This is a genomic window from Streptomyces sp. NPDC059142, assembly GCF_042755665.1.
Lineage (GTDB): Bacteria > Actinomycetota > Actinomycetes > Streptomycetales > Streptomycetaceae > Streptomyces.
In genome coordinates, this window is sequence record NZ_JBHZDA010000079.1 from 18,866 (window position 1) to 33,677 (window position 14,812).

Annotated in this window: 12 protein-coding genes and 1 pseudogene; 10 read left to right on the top strand and 3 right to left on the bottom strand. The window is 72.3% G+C overall.

Translation table 11 applies throughout. From position 1 onward, the window contains the following. The first annotated feature begins 62 nt into the window (after window positions 1-62). From ACFXPK_RS24635 to fdhD, 4 genes are read left to right on the top strand one after another with little or no spacing between them, the layout of a single operon-like run. Entirely contained in the window at window positions 63-1,985 is a 1,923-nt protein-coding gene (locus tag ACFXPK_RS24635) for a molybdopterin oxidoreductase family protein (protein ID WP_385078653.1), read from the top strand. Between the two features lie 6 nt (window positions 1,986-1,991). Then, window positions 1,992-4,037 carry an NADH-ubiquinone oxidoreductase-F iron-sulfur binding region domain-containing protein gene (locus ACFXPK_RS24640; RefSeq protein WP_385078656.1) on the top strand — a complete coding sequence of 682 codons (2,046 nt, stop codon included), beginning with the start codon at window positions 1,992-1,994 and terminating at the stop codon, window positions 4,035-4,037. Continuing rightward, window positions 4,034-4,891, top strand: a complete 858-nt coding sequence (locus ACFXPK_RS24645) for a 2Fe-2S iron-sulfur cluster-binding protein (RefSeq protein WP_385078658.1) — start codon at window positions 4,034-4,036, stop codon at window positions 4,889-4,891. Before ACFXPK_RS24640 ends, ACFXPK_RS24645 begins: the two co-directional genes overlap by 4 nt. Window positions 4,892-4,933: 42 nt before the next feature. Beyond that, window positions 4,934-5,773 carry a formate dehydrogenase accessory sulfurtransferase FdhD gene (fdhD, locus tag ACFXPK_RS24650; RefSeq protein ID WP_384996120.1) on the top strand — a complete coding sequence of 280 codons (840 nt, stop codon included), beginning with the start codon at window positions 4,934-4,936 and terminating at the stop codon, window positions 5,771-5,773. Between the two features lie 213 nt (window positions 5,774-5,986). Here the strand turns inward: fdhD and ACFXPK_RS24655 are convergent, their stop codons facing one another. Beyond that, a complete protein-coding gene (locus ACFXPK_RS24655; protein WP_385078661.1) occupies window positions 5,987-7,036 on the bottom strand; it encodes a bile acid:sodium symporter family protein in 1,050 nt (349 codons plus the stop codon). Between the two features lie 135 nt (window positions 7,037-7,171). On the opposite strand from ACFXPK_RS24655, the gene ACFXPK_RS24660 reads away from it, so the two are divergent. The 3 genes from ACFXPK_RS24660 to ACFXPK_RS24670 all read left to right on the top strand — a co-directional run bounded on the left by ACFXPK_RS24660 (window position 7,172) and on the right by ACFXPK_RS24670 (window position 11,078). Then, window positions 7,172-8,056: a LysR substrate-binding domain-containing protein gene (locus tag ACFXPK_RS24660; protein ID WP_384996114.1), complete on the top strand. Its 885-nt coding sequence runs from the start codon at window positions 7,172-7,174 to the stop codon at window positions 8,054-8,056. A 264-nt stretch (window positions 8,057-8,320) separates the two neighbouring features. Then, window positions 8,321-10,144 carry an AMP-dependent synthetase/ligase gene (locus ACFXPK_RS24665; RefSeq protein WP_385078664.1) on the top strand — a complete coding sequence of 608 codons (1,824 nt, stop codon included), beginning with the start codon at window positions 8,321-8,323 and terminating at the stop codon, window positions 10,142-10,144. 106 nt (window positions 10,145-10,250) lie between these two features. After that, window positions 10,251-11,078, top strand: a complete 828-nt coding sequence (locus tag ACFXPK_RS24670) for an aldo/keto reductase (RefSeq protein WP_384996109.1) — start codon at window positions 10,251-10,253, stop codon at window positions 11,076-11,078. 76 nt (window positions 11,079-11,154) lie between these two features. On the opposite strand, the gene ACFXPK_RS24675 is transcribed toward ACFXPK_RS24670, so the two are convergent. Further along, window positions 11,155-12,123, bottom strand: a complete 969-nt coding sequence (locus tag ACFXPK_RS24675) for an AraC family transcriptional regulator (RefSeq protein WP_385078667.1) — start codon at window positions 12,121-12,123, stop codon at window positions 11,155-11,157. Between the two features lie 26 nt (window positions 12,124-12,149). Then, window positions 12,150-12,455: a 4a-hydroxytetrahydrobiopterin dehydratase gene (locus ACFXPK_RS24680; RefSeq protein ID WP_384996103.1), complete on the bottom strand. Its 306-nt coding sequence runs from the start codon at window positions 12,453-12,455 to the stop codon at window positions 12,150-12,152. Window positions 12,456-12,542: 87 nt separating this feature from the next. Here ACFXPK_RS24680 and ACFXPK_RS24685 point away from each other — a divergent pair, with 87 nt between their 5' ends. The 3 genes and pseudogenes from ACFXPK_RS24685 to ACFXPK_RS24695 form a co-directional block, all read left to right on the top strand. Beyond that, window positions 12,543-13,409 (top strand): helix-turn-helix domain-containing protein, encoded by an 867-nt coding sequence (locus ACFXPK_RS24685; RefSeq protein ID WP_385078670.1) that lies wholly within the window; start codon window positions 12,543-12,545, stop codon window positions 13,407-13,409. Window positions 13,410-13,570: 161 nt separating this feature from the next. Beyond that, window positions 13,571-14,428, top strand: coding sequence for an RNA polymerase sigma factor SigF (locus ACFXPK_RS24690; RefSeq protein ID WP_385004957.1), 858 nt, complete (start codon window positions 13,571-13,573; stop codon window positions 14,426-14,428). A gap of 144 nt (window positions 14,429-14,572) precedes the next feature. Further along, window positions 14,573-14,812: pseudogene (locus ACFXPK_RS24695) on the top strand (hypothetical protein); the annotation flags it as partial.

A 14,812-nucleotide genomic window follows, 5' to 3' on the forward strand; every position in this document is an offset into this window, starting at 1 on the left:
GAATACTGTATGCACATGTCGTGGACACGACCGCCGGCCCTCATCCCCGAGGAGAGCGCAGCGTGAAGAAGCGAGACCGCACGCCGAAGACCTACGCCCGCATCACGCACCCGATGGTGCGGGACACCAAGGACGGCCCCCTGCGCCGGGCGACCTGGGACGAGGCGCTGGACCGGGCGGCCGAGGGACTGGGCGCGGCGCGCGGCGCGTTCGGGATGTTCTCCTGCGCCCGCGCCACCAACGAGATGAACTACGTCGCGCAGAAGTTCGCGCGGGTGGTCATGGGCACCAACAACGTGGACTCCTGCAACCGGACCTGCCACGCGCCGAGCGTCGCCGGGCTCTCCGCCGTCTTCGGATCCGGCGGCGGCACCTCCTCGTACGGGGAGGTCGACCACACCGATCTGATCGTGATGTGGGGCTCCAACGCCCGCTTCGCGCACCCCATCTTCTTCCAGCACGTGCTGCGCGGCATCAGGAACGGCGCGCGGATGTACGCCGTCGACCCGCGCCGCACCTCCACCGCAGAATGGGCCGAGAGCTGGCTCGGGCTGAACGTCGGCACGGACATCCCGATGGCCCACGCGGTCGGCCGCGAGATCATCCGCGCGGGGCTGCACAACACGTCGTTCATCGCCCGCGCCACCTCAGGGTTCGAGGCGTACGCGGCCGAGGTCGACCCCTGGACGCTCAGCGCGGCCGAGCAGGTGACCGGGGTGCCCGCCGAGGCGATCAGGGACCTCGCCCACGCCTACGCCCGCGCCGAGCGCGCCCAGCTCTGCTGGACCCTGGGCATCACCGAGCACCACAACGGCACCGACAACGTGCGCGCGCTGATCAACCTCGCGCTGCTCACCGGACACGTCGGACGGTACGGCTCCGGCGTGCAGCCGCTGCGCGGCCAGAACAACGTGCAGGGCGGCGGCGACATGGGCGCCATCCCGAACCGGCTGCCCGGCTTCCAGGACATCCTGGAGCCGGACGTACGGCGGAAGTTCGAGACCGCCTGGGACACCGTCATCCAGCCCCGCCACGGACTCAACCTGACCGAGATGTTCGAGGCGATGGAGAGCGGCGGGCTCCGGGCGGTCTACTGCATCGGGGAGAACCCGGCCCAGTCCGAGGCCGACAGCGAACAGGCCGTGGAACGGATGCGGCGGCTCGACTGCCTCGTGGTGCAGGACATCTTCCTCACCAGGACCGCCGAACTCGCCGACGTGGTACTGCCCGCCACCGCCGCCTGGGCCGAGACCGACGGCACCACCACCAACAGCGAACGCCGCGTGCAACGCGTCCGCAAGGCCGTCGAACCGCCCGGCGAGGCGCGCGAGGACATCGACATCATCTGCGACCTCGCGGGCCGCCTCGGCCACGCCTGGAAGTACGCGGACGCCGAGTCGGTCTGGAACGAGCTGCGTTCGGTCTCCCCCGACCACTACGGCATGACCTACGAACGGCTGGCCGAGCACCAGGGCATCCAGTGGCCGTGCCCCGCCACCGACCGGCTCGAACCGACCTTCCTGCACAGCCGGTTGTGGGATGACGATCCCGAACGGCTCGGCAGGCGCGCCCCCTTCGGCCTCGTACGCCATGACCCGCCCGTCGACCTGACGGACGAGCGGTACCCGGTCAGGCTCACCACCGGACGCCGCCTCGACTCGTACAACACCGGTGTACAGAGCGGGAGTTTCGCCTCCCCGCTGCGCCGGGGCGAGTACGTCGAGCTGAGCCCGGAGGACGCCGAGCGGTACGGGGTCACCACCGGTGAGGAGGTACGGATCAGCTCCCGGCGCGGCACCGTACAGGCACCGGTCTGGATCGACCCGGGGCTGCGCCCGGGGCTCGCCTTCATGTCGATGCACTTCCCGGACGAGGTGGACACCAACCAGCTCACCATCGAGGCCAACTGCCCGATCGCGGGCACCGCGGAGTTCAAGGCGTCCGCGATCCGGATCGAGAAGCTGCCCCTACCGACCAGGAGTTGACCTCAGGTGGATCTGCGCTTCGGTGACAGCAAACCGACCGACGAGGAACGCGCGGCGGTCGACGCCCTGCTCGGCCCGCCCGACTCCGCCTGGCGGGGCGCGGACGACCGTACGGACACGGATCTGCGCTGGGCGCGCGGCGGCCGGGAGGCGCGCGAGCGGCGCGATCTGCTCCTGCCGGGGCTGCACGCGGTCAACGACCGGATCGGCTGGATCAGCGGGGGCGCCCTCGACTACCTGTGCCGGCGGCTGACCGTCCCCCCGGCCGAGGCGTACGGCGTGGCCACGTTCTACGCGATGTTCGCCGTCCGGCCGCGCCCCGCGAAGGTGCTGCACGTCTGTACCGACCTGGCCTGCGCGAGCCGGGGCGCCCCCGGCCTCCGCGCCGCCCTGGAGGAGCGCCTCGGCCCCGCGGGCACCCCGACCGGCGCCCCGGCGGGCAGCGGCCCCGGCGACGGGCTCGTCTGGCAGCCCAGCCCCTGCCTCGGCCTGTGCGAACGCGCCCCCGCCGCCCTGCTCGTCCAGGCGGGCGCCCCCGCCGGGGCCGGAGCGGGGACCGACGTGGACGCCGGTACCGGGGCCACCGTGGACGCCGCCGCGGGCCCCGCCGCCGGGGACGGCCCGGCGGAACGCCCGTACGCCACTGCCGTCGTCGCACCCGCCACCGCCGACGCCCTGGTGCACGCCGCCGCCGCGCCCCTCACCGCCCCCGCCGAACCGGGCGCGGGACGCGCCGTACCGCAGGCCGGACAGGCAGGACTCACCCTGCTGCGCCGTGTCGGCGTCGTCGACCCGTACAGCCTGGACGACTACCGCGCGCACGGCGGCTACGCGGCGCTGCGCCGGGCCTTCGCCCTCGGCCCCGCCGGGGTCATCCGCGAGGTGACCGACGCCGGGCTGCTCGGCAGGGGCGGCGCCGCCTTCCCCACCGGACGCAAGTGGCAGGCCACCGCCGCCCAGCCCGCCCATCCGCACTACCTGGTCTGCAACGCCGACGAGTCCGAACCCGGCACCTTCAAGGACCGGGTGGTCATGGAAGGCGACCCGTACTCCCTGATCGAGGCGATGACCGTCGCCGGATACGCGGTCGGCGCCCACCGCGGCTTCCTCTACCTGCGCGGCGAGTACCCGCGCGCCCTGCGCCTGCTCCAGCACGCCATCGGCCGGGCCCGCGCCCGCGGACTGCTCGGCGAGGACATCCTCGGCCAGGGATACACCTTCGACATCGAGATCCGGCGCGGCGCCGGGGCGTACATCTGCGGCGAGGAGACCGCCCTGTTCAACTCCATCGAGGGCTACCGGGGCGAACCGCGCTCCAAACCGCCGTTCCCCGTGGAGAAGGGCCTGTTCGGCAGGCCCACCGCCGAGAACAACGTCGAGACCCTGATCAACGTGCTCCCCATCCTGACCGGGGGCGCCCAGGCGTACGCCGCGACCGGCACCGCCGCGTCCACCGGACCCAAACTCTTCTGCGTCTCCGGCACCGTCGGCCGCCCCGGCGTCTACGAACTCCCCTTCGGCACCACCCTCGGCGAACTCCTCGACCTCGCCGAGGCGCCCGCCACCGTACGCGCCGTCCTGCTCGGCGGCGCCGCCGGCGGCTTCGTACGCCCCGACGAACGCGACATCCCCCTCACCTTCGAAGGCACCCGGGCCGCCGGCACCACCCTTGGCTCCGGCGTCGTGCTCGTCCTCGACGACACCGTCGAACTGCCCCGGATGCTCCTGCGCATCGCCGAGTTCTTCCGTGACGAGTCCTGCGGACAGTGCGTGCCCTGCCGGGTCGGCACGGTCCGCCAGGAAGAGGCGCTGCACCGGATCGTCGACCGTACGGGCGCCTCGGCGGCCGGCGACATCGCCCTGCTCCGCGAGGTCGGACAGGCCATGAGGGACGCCTCCATCTGCGGACTCGGACAGACCGCCTGGAACGCCGTCGAATCCGCCGTCGACCGCCTGCGCGTCTACGACGCCCCCCACGGCGCCGCGCACGACACCGCCCGCAAGACCGCTAGGACCGCTGAGACCGCTCACGAGACGGAGAGCGCCCTGTGACCGCGATCCCGCTCCAGCCGCCGCGCCGGCTCGTCGAGTTCACCCTCGACGGCCAGGAGACCCGCGTCCCCGAAGGCGCCACGATCCTCGACGCCTGCCGCGCCGCGGGCAAGGACATCCCCACCCTCTGCGAAGGCGACACCCTCACCCCGAAGAACGCCTGCCGCCTCTGCGTGGTCGAGGTCGAAGGCGCCCGGACCCTCGCCCCCGCCTGCTCACGCCGCGCCGAACCGGGCATGACCGTCACCACGGACAGCGAACGCGCCCGCCACAGCAGAAAGATCGTCCTCGAACTCCTCGCCTCCTCGACGGACCTCTCCACCACCCCACGGGCCGCCGAGTGGATCAAGGAGTACGAGGCGAAACCCGCCCGATTCGGCCCGGACGCCGCCCGGCTCGACGAAGAGCCGAGGATCGACAACGACCTGTACGTCCGTGACTACGACAAATGCATCCAATGCTACAAATGCGTCGACGCGTGCGGCGAACAGTGGCAGAACACCTTCGCGATCTCCCTCGCGGGCCGCGGCTTCGACGCCCGCGTCGCCACCGAATACGACGCCCCGCTCACCGACTCCGCCTGCGTCTACTGCGGCAACTGCATCGAGGTCTGCCCCACCGGAGCACTCAGCTTCAAATCCGAGTTCGACATGCGCGCGGCGGGTACCTGGAACGAGACGGACCAGACCGAGACCACCACGATCTGCGCCTACTGCGGCGTCGGCTGCAACCTCACCCTCCACGTACAGGACAATGAGATCGTGAAAGTCACATCACCGCACGACAACCCCGTGACACACGGCAACCTCTGCATCAAGGGCCGCTTCGGCTTCCAGCACGTACAGCAGCGCTGAACGGGCAGACATCTCGACGAGCAACGAGTAGGACTGATCACCATGGGACGGGTCACCGAGCGCCGCCGCACCATCCGGATCCGGGACGGGATCGTCACCACCCGTCCCGACACCCTGGTCGCCGAAGAACCGCTGGAGATCCGCCTCAACGGCAAACCCCTCGCCATCACCATGCGCACCCCCGGCGACGACTTCGCACTCGCCGCCGGCTTCCTCGTCAGCGAAGGCGTCCTCGCCGCCGCCGACGACGTCCGCTCCATCGTCTACTGCGCCGGGGCCAAGGACGACGGCACCAACACCTACAACGTCGTCGACGTCCAGCTCGCCCCCGGCGTCCCCGTCCCCGACATCACCCTCGAACGCAACGTCTACACCACCTCGTCCTGCGGACTCTGCGGCAAGGCCAGCCTCGACGCCGTACGGACCACGGCCCGCTTCCCCATCGCCGACACACCCCCCGTCCGGATCGAACCCGCCCTGCTCTCCGGCCTCCCCGACCGGCTGCGGGCGGCCCAGGCGGTCTTCGACCGGACCGGAGGACTCCACGCGGCGGCCCTCTTCACCGAAGAAGGCGAGCTCCTCGACATACGCGAGGACGTCGGCCGCCACAACGCCGTCGACAAACTCGTCGGGCGCGCCCTGCGCCAAGACCTCCTGCCGCTCTCCCGGGCCATCCTCCTGGTCTCCGGACGCGCCTCCTTCGAACTCGCGCAGAAAGCGGTGATGGCGGGCATCCCCGTACTGGCGGCGGTCTCCGCGCCGTCGTCGCTCGCCGTCGACCTGGCCGCCGAGACGGGACTGACACTTGTCGGCTTCCTCCGCGGCCCCTCCATGAACGTGTACGCGGGAGACGAACGGATCGCACTGCACACCGGCGTATGAACCCACCGGGGTGCGACCCTCCCCCGCGGCACGGGAAGGGGCCCGGCCGGCGGGGAGCGCCCCCTGCGTCGGCCGGGCAGCCCTTTCTTTTTTCGAGGCCCGGTCCGTCTCCGGGGCGCCTTGAGCCGGCGCCGACGGTCGACCGTGCTCGCCGGCCTGGCGGGGAGGCGGGGTGAAGACGTCCGGCACCGGCTGAACCGCGAGCCCCGGGGGTCAGCGTGTCGCTGCTGTGACGGCCTCTTCCGGGGCCTGCGCCGGGGTGTCGGTCAGGGGGGTCGGGTCCGGTTCCGGGTCGCCGGCGCGGCGCTTGGCGAGGACCGCGCAGACCATGAGCTGCATCTGGTGGAAGAGCATCAGCGGCAGCACCGCCAGGCTCGCCTGCGCCCCGAACAGGACCGTCGCCATCGGCAGGCCCGCCGCCAGGCTCTTCTTCGAGCCGGCGAACTGGATCGCCACCCGGTCCCCCCGTACGAAGCCGAGCCGCTTCGACCCGTACCAGCTCACCGCCAGCATCACCGCGAGCAGCACCGCCTCCACGGCCACCAGCGCCCCCAGCCGGGCCGGGGTCACCTGGTGCCAGATGCCGGACACCATGCCCTCGCTGAACGCCGTGTAGACGACCAGCAGCACCGACCCCCGGTCGACCAGGCCCAGCACCTTCTTGTGGCGGCCCAGGAAGCCGCTTACCCAGCGGCGCAGGAGCTGACCGGCCAGGAACGGCAGCAGGAGCTGGGCGACGATCTTGAACAGGGAGTCCGCGGAGAAGCCCGTCATCCCGCCGCCGATCAGCAGCGCCGCCAGCAGCGGGGTGATCACGATGCCGACGAGGCTGGAGAAGGAGCCCGCGCAGATCGCGGCGGGGACGTTGCCTCGGGCGATCGAGGTGAAGGCGATGGACGACTGGACCGTCGACGGCACCAGGCAGAGGAAGAGCAGCCCGCTGTAGAGCTGCGGGCTGAGGACGAACGGCACCAGCCCGCGCGCCGCCAGCCCCAGCAGCGGGAAGAGGACGAACGTACAGGCGAGGACGGTCACATGGAGGCGCCAGTGCCGTACCCCGTCGGCCACCTCGCGGGTGGAGAGCCGGGCTCCGTAGAGGAAGAACAGCAGCCCCACCGCGCCGGTGGAGGCGCCGCCCGCGAAGCGCGCCGCGGTGCCGGAGACCGGCAGGAGCGCGGCGAGGCCGACGGTCGCGAGAAGGGCCAGGACGTACGGGTCGACGGGCAGCCGGGACAGGATGCCCGGGGCGGTGCGGCGGTTCATGTGCTCCACTACTGGCGGTCTCGCGGGTCGGTACGGATCGTGCCTCCCCATGGTGCTCGCTCCGGGGCCGATCGGGAATCCCGCATGCCGCTCTGACTGTCATCGCACTTTGTGATGACCCCGTACCGTGGAGGGATGTACGACCCCGGACAGCTCCGCACCTTCCTCGCCGTCGCGCAGACGCTCAGCTTCACCCAGGCCGCGCGGCGGCTGGGGGTGCGCCAGTCCACGGTGAGCCAGCACGTCCGGCGGCTGGAGGACGCCACCGGCCGGCCGCTGTTCACCCGGGACACCCACAGCGTGGAGCTGACGGAGGACGGCGAGGCCATGCTCGGCTTCGCCGGGACGATCCTCGCGGCGCACGACCGGGCCGCGGCCTTCTTCACCGGGACCCGGCTGCGCGGGCGGCTGCGGTTCGGCGCGTCGGAGGACTTCGTCCTCACCCGGCTGCCCGAGATCCTGGAGTCCTTCCGGCGTGACCACCCCGAGGTCGATCTGGAGCTGACGGTCGGGCTCTCGGGCATCCTGCACGAACAGCTCGCCGCCGGCGGGCTCGATCTGGTGCTGGCGAAGCGGCGGCCCGGCGACACCCACGGCCGCCCGGTCTGGCGCTCCACCCTGGTGTGGATCGGGGCGCCGCGGCTGCGGCTCGACCCCGACCGTCCGGTGCCGCTGATCGTCTTCCCGCCGCCCGGCATCACCCGCGCGCGGGCGCTGGAGGTGCTGGAGGCGCACGGCAGGCGGTGGCGTGTCGCGTGTACGAGCGCCAGCCTGAGCGGGCTCATAGCGGCGGCCCGCGCGGGGCTCGGCGTGATGGCCCACACGCGCGGGCTGATCCCGCCGGGGCTGACGCAGGTTCCGGCGCGGGCGGACCTGCCCGAACTGGGCGGGGTCGAGTTCGTGCTGCTGGACGGGGCCCGGGGGCGGGGGAACGCGGCGACACGGGAGGCGGCCGACGCGCTGGCCGCGGCGATCCTGGCGGGCGGCGACCGGCTGCACCGGCCGCCCTCCGACGGCTGACCCCCGGCTACGTACAGGTACGTACCAGGAATCGCGCTGCGGTAGAGCGCCGGTGAGCACGGCGTACGGATTCGGTGGAGATTGCCGCGCCGTCTGCTCGCGCCGGGGTAGTAACGGGGCGGCCACCCGCCTCTTCACCGCCACTGTCCCGCTCTGACCTGCGGCGATGCCCTGTGTCCCAGGTTGCGCGCGCCGCCTCCGTGCTGCTCCGGCCGTGGGGTACGGTCACCGCGCTGTGCGGAGCGCCACCAAGGAGCCAGGTCATTGCGCGAGTTCACCGTCCCTCCTCTGACGGCCGCGCCCCACGTCGGTGGGCTCGCGGACGCCGTGTTCGACCATGCCCTGGACGACCCCGAGCGGGTCGCCCTCGGCCGCAAGGACGCCGAGGGCCGCTGGTACGACGTGACCTCGGCGGTCTTCCGTGACGAGGTGCTGGCTCTGGCGCGGGGGCTGCTGGCCCAGGGGGTGCGGTTCGGGGACCGCGTCGCGATCATGTCCCGTACCCGCTACGAGTGGACGCTCTTCGACTTCGCGCTCTGGTCGGTCGGCGCCCAGCCCGTACCGCTGTACCCCACGTCCTCCGCCGAGCAGATCTACTGGATGATGCACGACGCCGAGGTCTCGGCGTGCGTGGTCGAGGACGAGGACCACGCGATGACCGTGGGGTCGGTCATCGGCCGGCTGCCCCGGCTCGGACGGCTCTGGCAGCTCGACGCGGGCGCCGTGGAGGAGCTGTACGCGGCGGGCGCGGCGGTCGACGACGAGGTGGTGCACCGGCACCGTACGGCCGTCACCCCCGACTCGGTGGCCACGGTGATCTACACGTCGGGCACCACCGGGCGCCCCAAGGGGTGTGTGATCACGCACGCGAACCTCATGTTCGAGGCGGACACCGTCCTGGCCCGCTGGGAGCCGGTCTTCCGCGACCGGTCGGACGCCGAGGCGTCGACGCTGCTCTTCCTGCCGCTCTCGCACGTCTTCGGCCGGATGATCGAGATCGCGGCGGTCCGGGGCCGGGTCAAGCTCGGCCACCAGCCGGTGCTCCAGGCGAGCGCGCTGCTGCCCGATCTGGCCGCGTTCCGGCCGACGTTCATCCTGGCCGTCCCGTACATCTTCGAGAAGGTCTACCACGCGGCGCGGCGCAAGGCGGAGACCGAGGACCGGGCCGGCGCCTTCGACAAGGCCGTCGAGGTGGCGGTGCGGTACGCGGAGGCGCTGGAGCAGCGCGCCTTCGACCTCGGTCCTGGCCCCTCCGCGGCGCTGCGGATGCAGCACCAGTTCTTCGACCGGGCGGTGTACGGGCGGATACGCGAGGCGATGGGCGGGCGGGTCCGGCACGCCATGTCGGGCGGTTCCGCGATGGACCGGCGGCTCGGGCTGTTCTTCGCGGGCGCGGGCGTCCGCGTCTACGAGGGGTACGGGCTGACGGAGTCCTGCGCGGCGGCCACCGCCAACCCGCCCGAGCGCACCCGGTACGGGACGGTCGGGCAGCCGATCCCCGGCACCTCCGTGCACATCGCGGAGGACGGCGAGGTCTGGCTGCGCGGCGGCCATGTCTTCGCGGGCTACCTGGGCGACCCGAAGGCCACCGGCGCCGTCCTCACCGAGGGGTGGCTGGCCACCGGGGACCTGGGGTCGCTGGACGAGGACGGCTATCTGACCATCACCGGGCGGAAGAAGGAGATCCTGGTCACCTCGGGCGGCAAGAGCGTCTCGCCGGTGGTGCTGGAGGAGCGGGTGCGGGAGCATCCGCTGATCGCGCAGTGCATCGTGGTCGGCAACGACCGGCCGTACGTCGCCGCGCTGGTGACCGTGGACCAGGAGGCCGTCGACCACTGGCTCGCCATCCGGCGCAAACCGCCGCTCAAGGCCGCGGAGCTGGTACGGGACCCCGATCTGGAGTCGGAGATCCGGCGTGCCGTGGTGGCCGCGAACACGGCGGTCTCGCAGGCCGAGTCGATCCGTACGTTCCGGATCCTGGCCCATCCCTTCAGCGAGGCGGAGGGGCTGCTGACGCCGTCGCTGAAGCTCAAACGGAAGGCGATCGAGGCCGCCTATGCGGTCGAGGTCGCGGCGCTCTACCGTTGAGACCCTGTTCTCGAAGGACCGGCGGTCCCGGGGGACGGGAATCCGCCCGGCTCTGAGATCGTTGGAGAACCGAGTAGCGAACCGACGACGTTAGGATCGACCGCCCGTGAGCAAGGTCCCCACCCTCACTCTCAACAACGGCATCGAGATGCCCCAGCTCGGCTTCGGCGTCTGGCAGGTGCCGGACGACGAGGCGACGCAGGCCGTGACGACCGCTCTGGAGGCCGGCTACCGCAGCATCGACACCGCCGCCATCTACGGCAACGAGGAGGGCACCGGCAAGGCCCTCGCCACCGCGGGCATCGCCCGTGAGGACCTCTTCGTCACCACGAAGCTGTGGAACGGCGACCAGGGGTACGACACGACGCTGCGCGCGTTCGACGTGTCCCTCGGCAAGCTCGGCCTCGACCACGTCGACCTGTATCTGATCCACTGGCCGACCCCGGCCGTCGACAAGTACGTCGACACGTACAAGGCGTTCGAGAAAATCCTCGCCGACGGGCGCGCCAGGGCCATCGGTGTCTCGAACTTCCTGCCCGAGCACCTGGAGCGGCTGGCCGGCGAGACCTCCGTGGTCCCCGCGGTCAACCAGATCGAGCTGCACCCGCAGCTCCAGCAGGCCGAGTCCCGCGCGTTCCACGCCGAGCGGTCCATCCTCACCGAGGCGTGGTCGCCGCTGGGCCAGGGCAAGGGGCTGCTGGAGGTCCCGACGGTGGTGGCGATCGCGCGCAAGCACGAGCGGACCCCGGCCCAGGTCGTGCTGCGCTGGCACCTCCAGCTCGGGAACGTGGTGATCCCCAAGTCCGTGACGCCGTCGCGGATCCAGGAGAACATCGACGTGTTCGGCTTCGAGCTGGACGCCGACGACCTGGCGGCGTTCGCGGCGCTGGACGAGGGCAAGCGCCTCGGCAGCCACCCGGCGGAGGTCAACTGACCCGCCGCGCCGTCCGTGCGTCCGTACGGCAGGGGCCGTGCGCGGCCCTCGTGGCCGTACGGACGTACGTTCGCGGTCAGCCCGAGAGCAGGGACCGCGAGACGTCCGGGGCCACATTCCTGCGGAACTCCTGCGGGCTGACGCCCCTGACGCGCTTGAAGGCGGCGCTCAGCGCGAACGAGCCGCTGTAGCCGACCTTCCTGGCCACCGCCTCGACGGTGTCGTCCGTGCCGCGCAGCAGATCGGCGGCGGTCGCGAGCCGCCAGCCGGTGAGGTACGCCATCGGGGGCTCCCCCACCAGTTCGGTGAAGCGCCGGGCCAGCCCGGCGCGTGAGACACCGCACGCGCCCGCGAGCGAGGCGACCGTCCACGGCCTGGCCGGTTCGCCCTGGATCAGCCGCAGGGCCCGGCCGACCACCGGGTCGGCGAGCGCGCCGTACCAGCCGGGCGCCTCGGCCCCCGGGCGGGCGAACCACTCCCTGAGCGCGGCGATCAGCAGCAGATCGAGGATCCGGTCGAGGACCACGCTCTGGCCCGGTCCGTCCCGGGAGATCTCCTCCTCGATGAGAGGCGTCAGCGGACAGCTCCACGCGTCGGCGGGCAGCCGTACGAGCGGAGGCAGCGCGTCCAGCAGGCGCCGGCTCACCTCGCCGTCCATCCGGTACGTCCCGATGAGCACGGTCGTGGCGCCGTCGGAAGCGTTGCCCCAGGTCCGTACGCCCAGCCGCAGGGACTCGGCGAGCGGTTCGCCCTCCAGCGTGCGGCAGACGCCGCCGGGGCCGATGACCGCGCGGGGCGCCGTGCCCGGCCGGTCGGCGGCGGTGTACGGGACGGGGCCGCGGCTGATGGCGATGTCGCCGGCGCGCAGTTCGACGGGGTCGCCGCCGCCGTCCGGGACGATCCACATCCCGCCGCTGGTGACGCACATCAGAGAGAGCGGCGCGCGGTCCTCGATCCGGACGGACCACGGCGGTTCCATCACCATGCGCAGCAGAAAGGCCCCCCGGGCCCGAGGACCGTCGAGCAGCCCTGCCAGTACGTCCATGGGGCCCAGCGTAGGCGTCCGCCCGGTCAGCGGGCGCCGTGCGCCGGGGCCAGCTCCGCGACGCGGTGGGCCAGTTCGACGTCCTTCGCGGTGACGGCGCCGCCCGCGTCGTGCGTCCGCACGGCCAGGGCGACCGTGTTGTAGCCCAGGGTCAGGTCGGAGTGGTGGTTCAGCTCGTCCTGGACCGCGGCGACATGGGCGACCAGCGCGGCGGCGGCGCGGTGCGAGGGGAGCCGGTACGTCCGGGTGAGGCGCCCGTCCTCCAGACTCCAGCCGGGCAGCTCCCGCAGCCGGTTCTCGATCTCGTCCTGCGTCAGGGGTTCGGTGGCCATGGCGGGGCTCCTCGGGGGCGGGAGACGGTCGGGGCGACGCGGCCGAGAATACGGCTGTACTACGGTCCTCGTATGGCGGCGCGCGCGATGACAGCGGACGGTACGACGTCCCCCTCCTCCCCCGGTCCCTCGGTCGGCCCGCTGCTGCGCGGCTGGCGCACCCGGCGGCGGCTCAGCCAGCTCGAACTGGCGCTGCGCGCGGACTCCTCCGCCCGCCACATCAGCTTCGTGGAGACGGGCCGGGCCCGCCCGAGCGAGGAGATGGTGCTGCGGCTCGCCGACCGTCTCGACGTGCCGGTGCGGGAGCGCAACGCCCTGCTGCTGGCGGCGGGGTACGCGCCCCGCTTCACGGAGACCGCGCTGGACGACCCGGCCCTGGACGCGCTGCGCGAGGGGCTGACGCGGCTGCTGCGGGGGTACGAGCCGTACCCGGCGCTGGTGGTGGACGGGACGTACACGGTGGTGGCCGCGAACCGGGGCATCGCGATGCTGCTGGACGGGGTGGACCGGAAGCTGCTCGCCCCGCCGCTGAACGCCATGCGGCTCACCCTCCATCCGGAGGGGCTGGCCCCCCGGATCCGTAATCTGCCCGAGTGGCGCCGCCACCTCCTGGACCAGATGGGCCGTCAGCTCGCGCTGAACCGCTCCCCGGCGCTGCGGGAGCTGTACGAGGAGGTGGCCGCCTATCCGCCGCCGGAGCCCCGTGCGGAGCCCGTGGCCGGGGCGGAGCCCGCGGCGGCGGAAGCCCCGGCGGCCGTACCGCTGCTCGCGCTGCCGATGGTGATCGAGCACGACGGGCGGACGCTCTCCTTCGTCTCGTCCATCTCCACGTTCAACACGCCGATGGACGTGACCGTCGCCGAACTGGCCATCGAGACATTCGTCCCGGCGGACCCGGAGACGGTGGCGTACCTGGCCGCGCTCCCCGGGCAGGGCGCCGGCGACGGGGGCTGACGGCCGGGGGTCACCGGTGTTCCGAGGGCATTTCAAAAACTCTTGACAGAATGAGGAGTGAGTCCCGAAACCCGGGGCAGGAGGCGAACTTGTACGGTCCGCTGCATTGGAGGGTGAGTGTCATGACGACCAGAACTGTGAATGCCGCCGAGGCGGAGCAGATGGCGGACGTCCTGGCGGCCGGAGCCGTGGCACCCGGAACAGCCGGTGAGCTGCCCCGTATCGAGGACCCTGCCAAGATCGCTCCTCGGGACGCGCGAGCGCTGTCGAAGCTCTTCTTCGACCAGCTCCAGGTCCTGGAGGAGGGCACGCCCGAATACCAGTACGCCCGCAACACGCTCATCGAGATGAACCAGTCGCTGGTGCGGTTCGCCGCGGGGCGCTTCCGCAACCGGGGCGCGGGCGACATGGAGGACATCCTCCAGGTCGGCACGATCGGCCTGATCAAGGCGATCGACCGGTTCGACCTCTCCCGTGAGGTCGAGTTCACCTCGTTCGCGGTGCCTTACATCGTCGGTGAGATCAAGCGTTTCTTCCGGGACACGAGCTGGGCCGTCCACGTTCCGCGCCGCCTTCAGGAGCTGCGCGTCGAGCTGGCCAAGGCCAAGGAGCACCTGGCGACGGTCCTGGACCGGGACCCGACCGTCAAGGAACTCTCCGAACTGCTCGGCCTCTCCGAGGAGGAGGTCATCGAGGGTCTGGTCGCGACCAACGGCTACACGGCCGGTTCGCTGGACATGCCCACGAACGAGGAGGGCGCCACCGGCGGCGGCCGGACCTTCGCCGATGTGCTGGGCGAGGCGGACCCGGCGATGGAGAAGGTCGAGAACCTGCACGCCCTGGCCCCGCTGCTGGAACAGCTCGACGAGCGGGAACGCGGCATCGTCACGATGCGGTTCGGCCAGGAGATGACGCAGTCGCAGATCGGCGCCGAGCTGGGCGTGTCGCAGATGCACGTGTCGCGGCTGCTCAACCGGATCATCACCCGGCTGCGCGCCGGGATGCTCGTCGAGGAGTAAGGCGCGGGAGCGGGGCGGGGTGGGGCGGGCCTCCACCCCACGCCGAGGCCGCGTTGTCAGACCCATGGATCAGACTTGAGGGTCCTGCGGATTCCGGGAGTTCCGGAATCCGCGGATCCACGGATTCATGGGGAGGAAGCCACGATGACCACCATCACGTCCCGTACCCCCGGCGCCCCGGACGAGCGCTCCGCGGCCCGCGCCTATCTGCGGCTGCTGGCGGCCGTACGCGCGGTCCTGGACGACCCCGTACGGGCGCCGCAGGCCGCGCCCCGGGGGGCGGCCCCCCTAGGGGGGGGGGGCGCCGGGGGGACCCCGGGGGGGCGGGGGGGCGCCCCCCCGGCCCGGCCCCGCCGCGGGGGGGGGCCCCGGCGGCGCGGGGCG

What these genes read in the sequence shown, in the direction of transcription:
- fdhD (WP_384996120.1), top strand. Translation starts at nt 4,934, where the DNA reads ATGGGACGGGTCACCGAGCGCCGCCGCACCATCCGGATCCGGGACGGG.
- ACFXPK_RS24655 (WP_385078661.1), bottom strand. Translation starts at nt 7,036, where the DNA reads ATGAACCGCCGCACCGCCCCGGGCATCCTGTCCCGGCTGCCCGTCGAC.
- ACFXPK_RS24660 (WP_384996114.1), top strand. Translation starts at nt 7,172, where the DNA reads ATGTACGACCCCGGACAGCTCCGCACCTTCCTCGCCGTCGCGCAGACG.
- ACFXPK_RS24675 (WP_385078667.1), bottom strand. Translation starts at nt 12,123, where the DNA reads ATGGACGTACTGGCAGGGCTGCTCGACGGTCCTCGGGCCCGGGGGGCC.
- ACFXPK_RS24680 (WP_384996103.1), bottom strand. Translation starts at nt 12,455, where the DNA reads ATGGCCACCGAACCCCTGACGCAGGACGAGATCGAGAACCGGCTGCGG.
- ACFXPK_RS24685 (WP_385078670.1), top strand. Translation starts at nt 12,543, where the DNA reads ATGACAGCGGACGGTACGACGTCCCCCTCCTCCCCCGGTCCCTCGGTC.
- ACFXPK_RS24690 (WP_385004957.1), top strand. Translation starts at nt 13,571, where the DNA reads ATGGCGGACGTCCTGGCGGCCGGAGCCGTGGCACCCGGAACAGCCGGT.